This window comes from Pseudomonas sp. FeS53a, assembly GCF_000931385.1.
Lineage (GTDB): Bacteria > Pseudomonadota > Gammaproteobacteria > Pseudomonadales > Pseudomonadaceae > Metapseudomonas > Metapseudomonas otitidis.
On the sequence record NZ_JYFT01000015.1, the window covers coordinates 11,977 to 26,915 of the forward strand.

The 14,939-nt window shown below is 68.0% G+C and carries 13 protein-coding genes and 1 pseudogene; 4 read left to right on the top strand and 10 right to left on the bottom strand.

All coding sequences use genetic code 11. From position 1 onward, the window contains the following. Positions 1 to 2 precede the first annotated feature (2 nt). Positions 3 to 1,586, bottom strand: a complete 1,584-nt coding sequence (locus SZ55_RS05545; protein WP_044402625.1) for a RimK family protein — start codon at positions 1,584 to 1,586, stop codon at positions 3 to 5. Positions 1,587 to 1,680: 94 nt separating this feature from the next. Between SZ55_RS05545 and rimI the strand changes: the two genes are divergently transcribed. Continuing rightward, positions 1,681 to 2,925, top strand: coding sequence for a ribosomal protein S18-alanine N-acetyltransferase (gene rimI / locus SZ55_RS05550; protein WP_082078148.1), 1,245 nt, complete (start codon positions 1,681 to 1,683; stop codon positions 2,923 to 2,925). A 488-nt stretch (positions 2,926 to 3,413) separates the two neighbouring features. On the opposite strand, the gene mgtA is transcribed toward rimI, so the two are convergent. Both mgtA and SZ55_RS05565 read right to left on the bottom strand, forming a co-directional pair. Further along, entirely contained in the window at positions 3,414 to 6,131 is a 2,718-nt protein-coding gene (gene mgtA, locus SZ55_RS05560) for a magnesium-translocating P-type ATPase (RefSeq protein ID WP_044402631.1), read from the bottom strand. Positions 6,132 to 6,201: 70 nt separating this feature from the next. Further along, a complete protein-coding gene (locus SZ55_RS05565) occupies positions 6,202 to 6,909 on the bottom strand; it encodes an MgtC/SapB family protein (protein ID WP_044402634.1) in 708 nt (235 codons plus the stop codon). Positions 6,910 to 7,354: 445 nt separating this feature from the next. On the opposite strand from SZ55_RS05565, the pseudogene SZ55_RS29005 reads away from it, so the two are divergent. Together SZ55_RS29005 and SZ55_RS29010 are read left to right on the top strand one after the other, a co-directional pair. Next, positions 7,355 to 8,461, top strand: a pseudogene (locus tag SZ55_RS29005) (FIST signal transduction protein); the annotation flags it as partial. 420 nt (positions 8,462 to 8,881) lie between these two features. Then, entirely contained in the window at positions 8,882 to 9,385 is a 504-nt protein-coding gene (locus SZ55_RS29010; protein WP_371320941.1) for a methyl-accepting chemotaxis protein, read from the top strand. Positions 9,386 to 9,429: 44 nt separating this feature from the next. On the opposite strand, the gene SZ55_RS05575 is transcribed toward SZ55_RS29010, so the two are convergent. The 7 genes from SZ55_RS05575 to SZ55_RS05605 form a co-directional block, all read right to left on the bottom strand. Beyond that, on the bottom strand, positions 9,430 to 9,726 hold the full coding sequence (locus tag SZ55_RS05575) for a c-type cytochrome (protein WP_044402639.1): 297 nt from the start codon (positions 9,724 to 9,726) through the stop codon (positions 9,430 to 9,432). A 304-nt stretch (positions 9,727 to 10,030) separates the two neighbouring features. Continuing rightward, positions 10,031 to 10,582, bottom strand: a complete 552-nt coding sequence (locus tag SZ55_RS05580; RefSeq protein WP_044402643.1) for a putative natural product biosynthesis protein — start codon at positions 10,580 to 10,582, stop codon at positions 10,031 to 10,033. A gap of 81 nt (positions 10,583 to 10,663) precedes the next feature. Beyond that, complete coding sequence (locus tag SZ55_RS05585) at positions 10,664 to 11,059, bottom strand: DUF2946 family protein (RefSeq protein WP_052807531.1); 396 nt, start codon at positions 11,057 to 11,059, stop codon at positions 10,664 to 10,666. A 63-nt stretch (positions 11,060 to 11,122) separates the two neighbouring features. Next, positions 11,123 to 12,535: a PepSY-associated TM helix domain-containing protein gene (locus SZ55_RS05590; protein ID WP_044402646.1), complete on the bottom strand. Its 1,413-nt coding sequence runs from the start codon at positions 12,533 to 12,535 to the stop codon at positions 11,123 to 11,125. A gap of 84 nt (positions 12,536 to 12,619) precedes the next feature. Then, positions 12,620 to 13,006 (bottom strand): DUF2946 domain-containing protein, encoded by a 387-nt coding sequence (locus SZ55_RS05595; protein ID WP_044402648.1) that lies wholly within the window; start codon positions 13,004 to 13,006, stop codon positions 12,620 to 12,622. 145 nt (positions 13,007 to 13,151) lie between these two features. Beyond that, positions 13,152 to 14,036: a manganese catalase family protein gene (locus SZ55_RS05600; protein ID WP_044402652.1), complete on the bottom strand. Its 885-nt coding sequence runs from the start codon at positions 14,034 to 14,036 to the stop codon at positions 13,152 to 13,154. Between the two features lie 182 nt (positions 14,037 to 14,218). Further along, positions 14,219 to 14,476, bottom strand: a complete 258-nt coding sequence (locus SZ55_RS05605) for a hypothetical protein (protein ID WP_044402655.1) — start codon at positions 14,474 to 14,476, stop codon at positions 14,219 to 14,221. A 295-nt stretch (positions 14,477 to 14,771) separates the two neighbouring features. Between SZ55_RS05605 and SZ55_RS28250 the strand changes: the two genes are divergently transcribed. Next, positions 14,772 to 14,921 (top strand): hypothetical protein, encoded by a 150-nt coding sequence (locus tag SZ55_RS28250; protein WP_160298833.1) that lies wholly within the window; start codon positions 14,772 to 14,774, stop codon positions 14,919 to 14,921. Positions 14,922 to 14,939: the final 18 nt, after the last annotated feature.

Here is a 14,939-nt window from a genome sequence, read left to right on the forward strand (position 1 = left end):
GCTCACCAGGCCTGGCCGCGACGGCGGAGGTCGAGGCGGCGGATGAACTCCTCCAGCACCAGGGCGTAGAGATCGTCCTGCAGGTAGGCGTCCTCGATGCCGGCGTCCAGGTTGGGGTTGTCGTTCACCTCGATCACCACCACGCGGTCGCCGGCCTGCTTCAGGTCCACCCCGTAGAGGCCATCGCCGATCAGCCCGGCGGCCTGCAGGGCCAGGTCCACCACGGCGCGTGGCGCCTCGTGCACTGGCAGGGTCCGGCACTCGCCGTTGATGTCGGCGCCCTTGGCCTTGTGGTTGTAGATCTGCCAGTGGCCCTTGGACATGAAGTACTGGCAGGCATACAGCGGCTTGCGGTTGAGGACGCCGATGCGCCAGTCGTACTCGGTGTAGCAGTACTCCTGGGCGAGCAGCAGCACCGAGTGCTCGAACAGCTCCCCGGCCGCGCGGCGCAGTTCGGCGGCGGAGGTCACCTTGATCACCCCGCGGGAGAAGCAGCCGTCGGGGATCTTCAGCACCAGGGGGAAGCCCAGGCGCTCGCCGACCTGCTCGATCTCGCCGAGGCGCTCGCGGTAGAGGATCTCGGTGGCGGGCATGCCCAGCCCGTGGCTGGCAAGCAGGTCGGCCAGGTAGACCTTGTTGGTGCAGCGCAGGATGGAGCTGGGGTCGTCCATCACCACCAGCCCTTCGCTCTCGGCCTTGCGGGCGAAGCGGTAGGTGTGGCTGTCGACACTGGTGGTCTCGCGGATCAGCAGGGCGTCGTACTCGGCGAGCCGTGCATAGTCCTTGCGGCCGATCAGGTCCACGGCGATGCCCAGGCGCTCGCCCACCTCGACGAAGCGCTGCAGGGCCCTTGGGTTGGACGGCGGCAGCGCTTCGCCCGGGTCATGCAGGATGGCCAGGTCGTAGCGGGCCTGGCGCGGTGCGCGGGGCTGGCGCCAGACCTTGCGGCTGAAGCGGTCCAGGGCGTCGGCGAAGAGGTCCTGCTGGTCGTCCCGCAGGCGGTGCAGGGCACCCGGCCGTACACCGGTCACTTGCCAGCGTTCGCCCTTGCGGAAGTCCACCAGCAGGATCGGGCAGGGGAAGGCCTCGAACAACTGGCGGGCAATGTCCTGGAGACTTTCAAGTTCGGTATGGCCGAAATAAAGACTCAAGGTGAACCCTTCGGTATTGCCGCAGGGTTGTTGTTCGAGTGCATCGTCCAGTGAAGTTTCAAGTTCATCCAGCGCCAGCCCGTAGATGGACTTGCGGGTCAGTTCATTGATGGTCTTCACCGACGGGATGACTTTATGTCCGCGTGCCTCGGCCAACAGCGAACAGTAATAACCGTGGCCCAGGTACTTGTAGTTGCGACACAGGTTGATGACCTGCGCGCGCGGCCTGGAAGGCCCGCCGGGCGACTGTTCCAGGTAGTCGCGAGCGCTGATCAGGTAATCCGTGGGGAAGTAGGCCGACCAGTCTTCGGTCCGCTCGACAATGATCAGGGGGTGGTTGGAAAGTTCTTCCGTTTGAATCGGCGTCAATTTGAAAGTTGCTGCCGTTCGTGTTCTGTCCAATACTTCCTGCCACCGGTTCTGCACCGCACTCATGGGATTTATCGATCCGTTCGGGAACACAGGCTTTCTATTAAGCACGCGCTTTTGGAAATGTCCCGGACCGTTACGCACTCTTTACGGAGTTCCCATGAAACTTGATTTTCGCGTTGCTCGGGCGGCCGACCTGCCCGAACTGGTGGCCCTGGAAAACCGCACCTTCAGCCACGACCGGCTCAGCCCCCGCAGCCTGGCCTGGATGGTCAACCGCGCCCATGCCGCCTTCACCGTGGCGGAGCATGAGGGGGCGGTGGTGGGCTATGCCCTGGTGCTGTTCCACCGGGGCACTTCCCTGGCCCGGCTGTATTCCCTGGCCATTGCCGGGCACCTGCAGGGCCGGGGCATCGGCCGGCAGTTGCTGGAGCAGGCCGAACGCTGCGCCCACGCGCACGACTGCGCCTACCTGCGGCTGGAGGTGCGGGTCGACAACCCGGCGGCCATCGCCCTCTACGAGCGCGCCGGCTACCGGCGCTTCGCGGTGATCGACGACTACTACGAGGACCACGCCGGCGCACTGCGCTACGAGAAGCGCATCCGCCAGCCGCGCCAGGCCGGCACCCGCCGTGTGCCCTATTACCCGCAGAGCACCGACTTCACCTGCGGCCCGGCCTGCCTGCTGATGGCCATGGCGGCGCTGTACCCGCAGCGGGCCATGGAGCGCCGCGAGGAAGTGCAGCTGTGGCGCGAGGCGACCACGGTGTTCATGACCGCCGGCCACGGTGGCTGCAGCCCCCAGGGCCTGGCCCTGGCGGCCTGGCGACGGGGCTTCCGGGTGCGCCTGCAGGTGAGCCGGCGCGGGCCGCTGTTCCTCGAAGGCGTGCGCAGCGAGGACAAGCGCGCGGTGATGCGCCTGGTGCACGAGGTGTTTCTCGATGCCCTGGCCGATACCGACGTGGAGCAGGTGGAGGCGCCCTGGGCGGAGCTGGACGGCGGCCTGCGGGCCGGCGGTGTGTTGCTGGTGTTGATCAGCAGCTACCGGCTGACCCGTTCCAAGTCGCCGCACTGGGTTGTGGTCACCGGGTGCGACGAGGATTTCGTCTACCTCCACGACCCCGATGTCGACCACAGCCGGCAGCCCCTGGATTGCCAGCACCTGCCGGTGAGCCGGGATGCGTTCGCCCGCATGAGCGCTTTCGGCCGCCACAAGCTGCGGGCTTCGGTGACGCTGTTCCGCCGCGAGGGCTCAGTCGCCGCAGAAACGCAGCCGGGTGACGCGGTAGTCGATCATGCTGCTGTGGGCCTGCATGGTCTGCAGCCACTGCTCGGCCACGTCGCGACGGGTGAAGGCGCCCATGGAGGCGACCCGCTTCCAGGTGCGCTCCTCCCGCAGGCGTGACTCCAGGACGAAGACCGCCTCCAGGCCGTGGTCCTGGTACCAGGGCAGCGCCGCATCGCGGTCGTCGGGCTGCTGCTGCAGCTGCCGGACCTGGGCTTCGAGGGCTTCCAGCCGGCGTTGCGCCTCCACCAGGGCGGCCTGGGCCTGGTCGCGCTCCTGGCGGAGGAACTCGGTGAGGCAGCTGCTGGCGTGGTCGTCCCGCGCCTGGCGCTCGCGCTGTTCAGCCTGGCGCTGGCGCCAGGCACGCTGGCGTTCGGCGTTGCTCTGGGCCTGGCCGTTGCAGGGGCGCCCGCGCTTGCGCGGCGGAGAGGCGGTTGGGCTCATGGCGATGTCCGGGTGGCCTTGAAGGCTGATTCAGGAGGCTGATTATCGTTACGTAACAGAAACCTGCAAGCCCTTGAGAGCAAGGCCGATAGCAGTATTAGTGTTATTTGTCGTTACGTAACGAAATAAAAGCGCCACCCGCCCGGGCGGGTGGCGGAGCGGGCTCACTGCCAGCCGTAGCGGCGGGCGAACCACCCTTTCATGGCCTGTACCACGGCGGCATAACCCAGCAGCAGCGCCAGCAGGAAGGGGAAGTACGACAGCGGCAGGGGCTGCAGCTTGAAGCGCGCCGCCAGGGGCGAGAACGGCAGCAGCAGGCCGATGCTGGCGATCACCAGGGTCATCAGCAGCAGCGGCCAGCCGGCACGGCTTTGCAGGAAGGGCAGGCGACGGGTGCGGATCAGGTGCACCACCAGGGTCTGCGACAGCAGCCCTTCGACGAACCAGCCGGTCTGGAACAGGGTCTGGTGCGCCAGTGTGCTGGCGGCGAAGACGAACCACATCAGGGCGTAGGTGAGGATGTCGAAGATCGAGCTGAGCGGCCCGAAGAACACCATGAAGCGACCGATCTCGTCGGCCCGCCATTGCTGCGGCCTGGCCAGTTGCTCGTCGTCGACGTTGTCGAAGGGAATGGCGGTCTGCGACAGGTCGTAGAGCAGGTTCTGCACCAGCAGGTGCAGGGGCAGCATCGGCAGGAAGGGCAGGAAGGCGCTGGCCACCAGCACGCTGAACACGTTCCCGAAGTTCGAGCTGGCGGTCATCTTGATGTACTTGAGCATGTTGGAGAAGGTGCGCCGGCCTTCGCGAACCCCGGCTTCCAGCACCATCAGGCTCTTCTCCAGGAGGATGATGTCGGCCGCCTCCTTGGCGATGTCCACGGCGGTGTCCACCGAGATGCCGATGTCCGCCGCGCGCAGGGCCGGCGCGTCGTTGATGCCGTCGCCGAGGAAGCCCACCACGTGCCCGCGCTCGCGCAGCAGGCGCACCACCCGGGCCTTTTGCGCGGGCGTCAGGCGGGCGAACAGCGAGCAGGCGGCGGCCCGTTCGCCCAGCTCGCGGTCGTCCAGGGCGTCCACCTCGCTGCCCAGCAGCAGGCCTTCCACCGGCAGCCCCACTTCACGCAGCACGCGCTGGCTCACGCGCTCGTTGTCGCCGGTCAGCACCTTCACCGACACGCCATGCTCGCGCAGCGCCTGCAGGGCTTCGCGGCTGGTCTCCTTGGGGGGATCGAGGAAGGCGATGTAGCCGGTGAGCAGCAGCTCCTGCTCGTCCTCCACGCGGTAGTCGCGGCGGTCCCCGGGGAACTGCCGCACGGCCACCGCCACCACCCGCAGCCCCTCGTCGTTGAGGCGGGCGGCGTGCTCGCGGATGTCGGCCCGCAGGGCGTCGTGCAGGGGGAATTCCTCGCCGTCCAGGCGCACCCGGTCGCACACCGCCAGCACCTCGTCCAGCGCGCCCTTGCACACCAGCCGGTGGCCGTCGCCGTGTTCCGCCACCACCACCGACATGCGCCGCCGCTCGAAATCGAAGGGCAGTTCGTCGACCTTGCTGAACGCCTCGGCCAGCTGCGCCCGGCGCTGGGCATCGCCGTGCTCCAGCACCGCCACGTCCAACAGGTTGCGCAGGCCGGTCTGGTGGAAGCTGTTCAGCCAGGCGTCGTCCAGCACCGCGTCGCAGGGGCGGCCCAGCACATCGGTGTGGCGTTCGAGCACGATGCGGTCCTGGGTGAGGGTGCCGGTCTTGTCGGTGCACAGCACGTCCATGGCGCCGAAGTTCTGGATGGCGTCGAGGCGCTTGACGATCACCTTCTTGCGCGAGAGCGCCAGGGCGCCCTTGGCCAGGGTCGAGGTGACGATCATCGGCAGCATTTCGGGCGTCAGGCCCACGGCGATGGAGAGGGCGAACAGCGAGGCCTGCAGCCAGTCGCCCTTGGTGAAGCCGTTGACCAGCAGCACCACCGGGGCCATCACCAGCATGAAGCGGATCAGCAGCCAGCTGACCTTGTTGACCCCCTGCTGGAAGGCGCTGGGCTCGCGGTCGGGCTCCAGCACATGGGCGGCGAGGTTGCCGAAGTAGGTGTTCGGCCCGGTGCCCAGCACCAACGCGCGGGCGCTGCCGCTGACCACGTTGGTGCCCATGAAGCACAGGGTGTCGCGCTCCAGGGGCGTGCCCGGGGTCGGGCCCTGGGGCGTGGCGAACTTCTCCACCGGCAGCGCTTCGCCGGTGATGGCGGACTGGTTGAGGAAGAGGTTGCGCGCCTCCAGCACCCGCAGGTCCGCCGGGATCATGTCGCCGGCCGCCAACAGCACCACGTCGCCCGGCACCAGGTCGCGGAACGGCACTTCCACCGCGCCGCGCCGGTCGGGTGACGGCGCACCGGGGCGCAGCACGCTGGCGGTGTTGTCCACCAGTGCCCGCAGGCTTTCCGCGGCGCGGTTGGAGCGGGTCTCCTGGACGAAGCGGAGCAGCGTCGAGACCAGCACCATGCAGCCGATCACCAGCGCCGCCTGGAGGTCTTCGGTGACCCAGGAGAGCACCGCCAGGGCGGTCAGCAGCAGGTTGAACGGGTTGCAGTAGCAGAGCCAGAGGTGGTGCAGGGGCGACAGCGGTTTCTCCTGTTCCACCTGGTTGGTGCCGACCCGTTCGAGCACCCGCTGCGCCTGGGCCGGGTCGAGGCCGCCGGGCTGGCTGTCCAGTTGCCGGAACAGCTGCTCGGGTGGGCAACTGGCGAACGCCTCCAGTTGCTGGACGAATGCCGGCGGCAGGGTGGCGGCGGTGCGCCGGCCGCGCAACGCGTCGAGCAAGGCGCGGCGGCGGAAATGGCGGCCGAGGCCGTGGTCGAACAGAGCCAGCAGGCGCCGGCCCAGGGCGGACATCAACATGGTGGTTTCCTCGTCACTCGTGGAGCGATGGCTGTTCGAGGGGCCGGGCGAGGAGCCCGGTGCCGATGGGTTATGCGTCCGCCGCCAGGTCGTGAAGCCGCCAGCGCACCGAGCTGACGCCTTTCTCCAGGCTCACCCGGCTGACCAGGCGCTCCAGCTGGGTGGTGGTGCCGGGCTTGCCGAGCAGTTCGGCGCGCACCTCCAGGCGCCCGGGCGTGGCCTGGTCCTGGCTGTGCAGCGATTGCAGGCGCAGGCTGCCGCCCTCCAGGTCATGCAGCATCAGGCTGCGCACCTGGATCTCGTCCTCGGCGCGGCAGACGATGTCGACGCTGTAGCGCTGCTCGACCTCGCTGCCGGGCAGGGTGTCCAGGTGGTTCAGGCGCTGGGCGATGTCACGCAGCAGGATGTTGGCGCAGAGCACCGCCAGGGTGCCGAGGGCGGCTTCCAGCAGCAGGCCCATGCTGCACAGCACGCCGATGGCGGCGGTGCACCAGAGCGTTGCGGCCGTGTTCAGGCCGCGCACGTTGAGGCCGTCGCGCATGATCACGCCGCCCCCCAGGAAGCCGATGCCGGAGACCACGTAGGCGGCGATACGCGAGGCATCGCCCGCCATGCCCGGTACGCCCTGGCTCATCAGCACGAACAGGCAGGCGCCGGTGCTCACAAGGGCATTGGTGCGCAGGCCGGTGAGGCGCTGGCGCAGTTGACGCTCGGCGCCGATCAGGGCGCCGAGTACGAGCGCTGCGGCGACCCGCAGCAGGAAGACTTTCCAATCCATGTTCCACCTCGTGTCCGGCCAGGGGGCCGGGGTGTGTGCCGGGTGACCGGCGCTGAAGGGGTGTGGATTGCACAGGCAGGCGTCGCCGTCGCGCAGGCAGCGCGTCGGTGAACGTCAAGGAAGGGGCGTCGGGCCACCGTCCGCTGAAGGCAGCGAGACGACGGCGGAGGGAACCGCTGGACGTGCTCGCTGTTCAGCCCTGTCGCAATCGACCGGGGCAACTGTCCAAGGGGTTCTCCTGTTTCGGGTGGGAAGGCGGGCGGAATCTACGCCCGGCCCATAAGGGGGTCAATCGCCTCCTGCGTTTCATTCAGTCAGCGTTCAGGCGTCTACCCTGTAGGCCTCTGCGAAACGTTGTCGCAGGACATCCCAAAGAACTACAGACGCGTAGGAATAGCCCTCTATAGTCTGGGGAAAATAATCAGGGTGCCCTTTGGAGGCCGTCATGGGTGTCTTCAGTCGCTTCACTGCCAACGGCTCGTCTCGCGCGGCTGCGCGCCACCTGAGCTGTTCGTCTGCCGAATTGTCCCGGGAGCTGGCCGCGCTGTCGCTGCGGCCCACTTTCATCACCGGGTATGTGTCCCCGCACCTGGACATCGACCGGGTGGCCCGCCAGGTCAGCGGGCGCTTCCCCGGCGTGGCGCTGAGCCTGAGCAGCAGCGCCGGCGAGTTGTGCGAAGGCGGCGGGCGTCTCTATTGCGATGCTTCCGGGCAGTGGGACCGGGTGGTGCTGGCCCTGTTCGATGGCTCGGTGATCGCCTCGGCCGAGGTGGTCAGCGTGCCGCTGGAAAGCCAGGACATCCGCCAGGGCGGTGCCCGCATGGCGCTGCGCGAGCGCATCGCGCGGCTCACCCAGTCACTGAAGAACCTGCGGGTGACCACGCCCATCGAGGCCCACGACACCCTGGCCTACGTGCTGTTCGATGGCCTGTCGGCCTCGGAATCCTTCTTCATGGAGGCGCTCTACGAATGCGGGCGCTTCCCCTGCCTGTTCGTGGGCGGCTCGGCCGGGGGCAAGGGGGATTTCCGCCAGACCTTCCTCCACGACGGTCGCCAGCGCTACGAGAACCACGCCCTGGTGGTCTTCCTCAAGAGCGCGCCGGGCATCCGCTTCGGGGTGTTCAAGAGCCAGAACTTCGAGCCCACCAGCGTCAGCTTCAGCGTGCTGACCGCGTCCCTGGAGGAACGCAGCATCCGCCAGGTGGTGGACGCCAAGGGGCGCATCGTCAGCATGGTCACGGCACTGTGCGAGGCGCTGGGCTGCCGCCCGGATGAACTGGAGCGGCGCCTGGCGGAATACTCCTTCGCCATTCGCGTCGGCGAGCAGCTGTTCGTGCGCTCCATCGCCCAGATCGACCTGCAGCGCGAGGTGGTGCACCTGTTCTGCGACGTGGCGCCGGGAGAAGAGCTGGTGATGGTCAAGCGCACCTCGCTGGTGGAGGCGACCCGCCGCGACTTCGCCCAGTTCCTCCGTGGCAAGGGCGGCACGCCGCTGCTCGGGCTGCTCAACGACTGCATCCTCCGGCGCCTGAACAACGGTGACGAACTGGGCCGCATGAGCGGGGTGTTCGGCGAGGTGCCGGTGGTGGGGTTCTCCACCTTCGGCGAGATCCTCGGGCTCAACCTCAACCAGACCCTGACGGCGGTGTTCTTCTTCCAGGTGGCGCCCGGCGAGGCCTTCACCGACGAGTACATGGACCGCTTCCCCATCCACTACGGCGAGTTCAAGGCCTTCTTCCTGCGCCGCCAGGTGAAGAAGTTGGCCGGGCTCAGCCAGGTGGTGGTCAGCCAGATCGAGGCGTTCAAGCGCCACGACTACAGCAGCAGCGTCGACAGCGAGGGCCTGGACGAGCACATCCGTCCGGTGTTCCAGGGCCTGGCCGACCTGGGCCGTGTGCTGCAGGCCGCGGAGAGCAGCCAGCGGGAGATCGGTGAACAGCTGCGCCTGCATGCCGACGACCTGCACCAGAGCATGGACGTGCTGACCGAGAACATCGCCCGCCAGGGCGAAGTCACCGGCCAGGCCGAGCAGACCGTGCGCAGCCTCACCGAGCAGGGTTCCACGGTGGTGCGCAGCGCCGACGAACTGGCGCGCTCCAGCCTGCGCATCCAGTCCATCGTCCAGGTCATCCAGCAGATCGCCGGGCAGACCAACCTGCTGGCGCTCAACGCCGCCATCGAAGCGGCGCGGGCCGGGGAAATGGGACGCGGGTTCGCGGTGGTGGCGGACGAGGTGCGCAACCTGGCGCAGATCACCCACAAGAACGCCGCCGAGATCGGCACCGACGTCGACCAGCTGTCCCAGGCCATCACCGTGGTGGCCGGGCACATCCAGCAGCAGGCGGACGAAGTGGCGTCACTGGGCGGGATGATCGGCACGCTGCGCGAGTCGGCGCTGCTGACCGAGGAAACCTCCAGCCGCACGCGGGAGCTGGCGGACACCCTGAGCGGGTTGACGGGGCGGGTGAACGGCTAGGGAAGCGGCGCCCCGGGACAGGCGCCGCGAAGGGCACTACCGGGTTACTTGCTCATCCACTCGATCACGGCCTTGTAGTCCTCGGCCGAGCAGTCCATGCACAGGCCGCGTGGCGGCATGGCGTTGAAGCCTTCGGTGACGTGCTTGACCAGGGTGTCGTTGCCCTGGGCCAGGCGCGGGGCCCAGGCGGCGTGGTCGCCTTTCTTCGGCGCCTGGGGCAACTGGCCGTTGTGGCACATGCCGCAGGCGCGGTTGAACACGGCTTCCGGGTCCTGGGCGGCTTGGGCGGTCTGGATGGCGCCCAGGGACAGCAGGCCGAAAGCGAGCAGGATGGCTTTCATCGGGGATTCCTCATCGTGGGTGTTGTTATCGGATCACGGTGGCGTCTGCCGGGCGCTATCTTGCCGGGCCCGACAGCCTGAAAAAAAGACCCTCCCGTGCGGGAGGGTCGTCATCGACGGTGTCGATTCGAGGGGGGCCCCGAACCCAACCGTGGAAGCCCTGCCAAGGACAACTCCAGGTTCGGGGCCCCGCCATCCTAGTGGGGGCGTGAAAACCCCCTCAACTGCGACGGCCTGCCGCAGCCGGGTACCCGGCAGGCGCCGTTACACGCCCGGCAGGTGCCTGCGGCAGGCGGTCGCAGGTTCAATCGTGGATCCTCAGCCAGCGGCGGAAGCTGCCGATGCCGCCACGGCCCAGGGGCGACCAGGCGAAGTCGAAGCGTGCCGGCGGCAGCACCTGGATGTCGGCGTCGCCGCCGACGGCGTTGCCTTCCTTCCATTCCACCGTGGTCATGGGGAAGGCGCTGCACGCCAGGAGGATGCCCTGGGCCTCGCTGGGGTCGCTGTTGATCCAGCGTGCCGCTGCCGCGGAGAGCAGGCTCTCCACATGGGCGGCCTTCACCTGGGGGGCGTACTCGGACTGCAGCAGCCAGCGGCAGAAGCTGATGTGGAAGGTCCAGTCCTGCGCTGGCTGGTGGCGGTAGGCCCAGACCATGAAGGCGCGGAACAGCCCCACGCCCTCCGGCGGATCGAGCTTGAGCAGCACCGGGCAGAGGTCGAACAGCATGTGCCAGTACGGCAGCAGCCGCGTGTCCAGCGCAATGAACGACCGCGCATTGCTGGGGTAGTCGGGAAAGGGTTGCTCGCCACCCGCGCGGCGGGTGGAGAGGGTGGACCTGAGTTTGGGTGAACGCATCGCTCACGCTCCTTGTCATCGCGGGCCTCTTGGCCCGTCTAACCCTGGGTTCGGCCGGTGTTGCAGGCCGATGACGGACGATCAGGCGATGGCCGGCGGCGCCCGGGAGCGGGAGGAGGGGAAGTGCAGGGCGGCAAGCGCCGCCAGGGGCTGGCCCGAGCACACCGGCGTACCGGGGCGGGCGCAGGGCAGCGGCTGCCAGAGCGGGCCGGTGGCCGCCGGGGAGTTGAGCAGCAGCGAGCAGTAGCCGCAGGCGTCCAGCACCGTCAGCAGCGGGGCTTCGGGCGCCTTGGGTTGCAACGGAAGGGGAGCCGGCCCCGGGCTGGTCTGGACGCTGCCGGCGTGGCAGGCCAGCGCCTGCAGCCAGCTCCAGTCCTGCACGGGGGCCTGCAGGCGGGCCACCAGCGGCCCCAGCACGATGAGCGCCAGGGCCAGCAGCCCGAGGTGCGCGCCCAGCCGGCGCAGGCGCGCGTTCATGAACGTGCGTCTCCGTCCGGGTGCCGGGCCGTCTGCATGGGCATGCGCTTCACTGTGCAGGCTTCAGCCCGCTGCCGCATCGGCACTGTCCAGCGGGCGCAGCAGGCGGACCACCCGGTCCAGCAGCCACACGGCCACCAGCGATGCGCCCACCAGCGGGAAGGCCACGGCCAGCACCAGCATCACGCCGATGGCCGTCTTCCAGCGCGGCAGGTCATGGCGCTGCGGCGGCACACCGAGGCGGCCGGCCGGGCGACGCTTCCACCAGAGCACCAGGCCGCTGACCGAGCTGAACAGGATCAGCAGGCACACGGCAGCCATCAGCAGCTGGTTGGGCAGGCCGAACAGCTTGCCTTCGTGGAGCATCACCCCGGTCTCGACGGTGCGCGCCACCGGGCCGTAGTCGGCCCAGCGCACGTCCGCCAGCACCTTGCCGCTGTACTGGTCCAGGTGCAGGGTGGCGTCGTTGCGCGGGTCGTCGTCGAACACCGAGACGCTGAACACGCCCTCGGCGCCCTTGGGGAAGCTGATGCTGTAGCCCGGCGTCACCTGGCGTTCGCGGGCGGTGTCCACCACCTGCTGCAGGGGGATGCGCGACGCACTGGCCGGCGCCTGCTCGCTACCGTGGGCGTGGTGCGCGGCATGCGGGTCGGAGGCAGGCAGGGGCGTGGTCTCCACCGCCCAGGGCACGGTCTGGCGATGGGCCTCGTTGAGGCTGGCCGCCGCCTGGCGGGACTTCGGCACGTCGTCCCACATGGCTGCCGGGAAGTGGTTCCAGGCGCCGGCGAACTGGGCACCCCAGAAACCGGTCCAGGTCATCCCGGTCATCAGCATGAACAGCAGCAACAGCGAGCCCCAGAACCCGGTCACGCCGTGCAGGTCCCGCCACAGCAGGCGCCCGCGTGCCGACAGGCGCGGCCACAGCACACCGGCACCGCCGGTGCCCCGTGGCCACCAGAGGTAGAGCCCGGAGACCACCAGCACGATGCCCCAGCCAGCGGCCAGCTCGATCAGGCGATCACCCAGCGGGCCGATCAGCAGGTCGCCGTGCAGCTTGCGCGCGGCGGCCTGGAGGTTCCACAGCGCATCCTGGGTGCCCAGTACCCGGCCGCTGTACGGGTCGATGAAGAGGTTCAGCTCGCGGCCCTGCTCGGTGATCACGAACTGCCCGCTCCAGCCTTCCGCCACCGGCGGCAGGTACTTGCTGACCACCGCCTCTGGATGGGCGGCCTGCGCCCGCAGCAGCAGGGTATCGGCGCTGAGCGGCTGGCCGGCTGCCGGTACGCGCAGCAGGTCGGCGTACATCGCCTGGTCCAGTTGCGGCTTGAACAGGTAGATCAGCCCGGTGACGGACAGCAGGACCATGAACGGGATGACGAACAGGCCGGCATAGAAATGCCAGCGCCAGGCCAGGGTGTAGAACGCCGGGCGGGCAGCGGTCGCCGACTGGGCCGGCGCAGGGGTACGGGTGGTCATCTTCGGGCCTCCAGGCCACGACTTGCCGGACAGGCCGGCACAAACGGTTCGCAGGGTCAGGCAGCGGCCAGTGAGGCCGATGGGTCAGGCGAACAGCGGGGAGGCGCGGGGGTTGGCGAGCACCCAGGCTCGCCGAGGAGGATGGCGGTGGACCCGCTCGGGCAACGGCCAGTGGCGGCTGGGCGCCAGCAGGGCGAGCAGGCCGAAGAACGCCGCGAGGAGGAGGGCACCGAAGCTGGAGCTCAGTGCACAACCCGAACCGGAGGCCAGGTTGCCGCTGACCACGCCCATGTCGCCGAGGCTCTTGCTGCCGCCGCTGGCATCGTCCAGGGAGCAGAACTGCCCGTCGAGGCCGCTCAGGGCGAGGCCTGCCATCTGCCCGTGACCCACCGCGCAGGCGAGCGCGCCGAACAGGATGCTGAAATACAGCATCCAGGCGATCAGCGAGCGGTGTCGGCGGGCCATGTTCATCAGCGGGCTTCGGGCTGGTTGGGTCGGGCTGGGGGCAATGCTAGCAGAGTGTCGCCGTTGTGAAACAGCGAGCCCTGCATGAAAGCGAATCGGTCAAAAAGCCCCGTACACAGGCCGCCAAGCCGTGCACGGGGAAGCTTCCACACTAGTTGGCCGGGCGAATGACCACGCCCGAGCCCAGGTCCGCGCCGGTGATGGAGTCACGGCTCGGGTCCGAGGCGGTGCGCTCGCGCATCTGCTCCAGCGTGGCCCGCTGGCTGTCGGGCAGGTTCACGCTCGGCAGGCCGTTGCCGCCGTCCACGGCCGGCTCCGGCGCCTCCACGAAGGTCCATTCGTCTCCGCGGTTCCACGGCCCCCGACAGTCGCCTTCGCCCTGGGACAGGTTGAAGTACACGCTGGTGAAGGCCGGCATGCCCGGCAGCTTGCCCTGGGGAAAGTTCGGCTGGATCGAATGCAGCGCCTTCTCGAAGGACTTCTGGTGGGCTAGCTCGCGGGTCATGAGGAAGCCCAGGGCCTCCTTGATGCCCGGGTCGTCGGTGACGTTGATCAGCCGCTCGTAGATGATCTTGGCCCGCGCCTCGGCCGCGATGTTGGAGCGGAAGTCGGCCGTCGGCTCGCCGATGGAGTCGATGTAGGCCGCCGACCAGGGCACACCGGCCGAGTTGGTCAGCGCCGGCCCGCCGCCATACAGCAGGCTGGTGACGTGGGAGTCGTTGCCGGCGCCGGTCAGGGAGCGGTACAGGTCGGCTTCTGCCTCGATGCCTTCGGCCAGGTCGCCCTTGGCGCCCTTGTTGAGCATCCCGACGATGGAACCGATCACCTCCAGGTGGCTCAGTTCCTCGGTGGCGATGTCCAGCAGCAGGTCCTTGCGGCCGGCGTCGTCCTCGTTCAGGGCCTGGGTGAAGTAGCGCATGGCGGCGGCGAGTTCGCCCTGGGGACCGCCGAACTGTTCCAGCAGCAGATTCGCCAGCCCGGGATTGGGGGCCGAAACCCGAACGGTGTATTGCAACCGCTTGTTGTGAACGAACATGAAAGTTCTCCTCGAGTTGATCGTGACGTGATAGCGCGACGGGCCATGGGCCACTCACTAGGGAAGAACCGGATGTTGCCGGGGATGTTCAACGAAAGTTTCGAACGGTCGACTTGGAAAGTTGCATTCGCGGACGGAACGCCACCCTCTTTTTTCAAGGGCGGCGACGCCGACACGTTGCCTCAAGCGCGGTTCAGGTGGAACGACTGCGGGCGCATGGGAAGCAGGGGTTTCTTTTGCGGCGCGATATTCAGCACGGTGATGCCGACCTCTTCCAGCCAGGCCGCCATGGCCGCGCTGGACCTTGAGGGACGGGGCGTTCCAGGAAATTCGAGATCCTGGATGGCAAACGCCAGCGCCTTCAGGGTGGGCGTGGAGCGGGACTTCATCAGCAGCGTTCGGCGCTCGCCGTGCATCAGGTAGGTGACCAGCCAGTTCATGGCAACTCCTTCTGTCAATGATCCGAAGCGGAACTTAGCAAGACGCAGCGGTATTTCAATACTGGCCAGCTGATGCGTAGGAAAGTTGCGCGAAACAGCAAATTCTAAGACTGGGCAAGTTGCCTTTTGAAAGTCTGGTTAGTTGGGCTTGGTTATCGCCGTCTGGCTTCGTTTTTGTTGTACGGAAGTTCTCGTTTCATTGGCTGTGTATAACGCGTTGAACCATTCGGCCTTTCACCTGAACTTGTTCTGCCCGTGTTCACACGAAACCAGAACAGATCCCGGAGAACAGGCCATGCACAACCACACGGAAACCCCCAGCAACGACACCCCACGGCCGGAGGACGAGACCGCCACCTGGCCCATCCAGCAGGACCCGGAACCCGAGGCCCTGCCGGATGACCCCGACATCCAGGGCGACGACGCCTCCACCACCCCGCAATGAGCCGATGCCCCGCTGCGG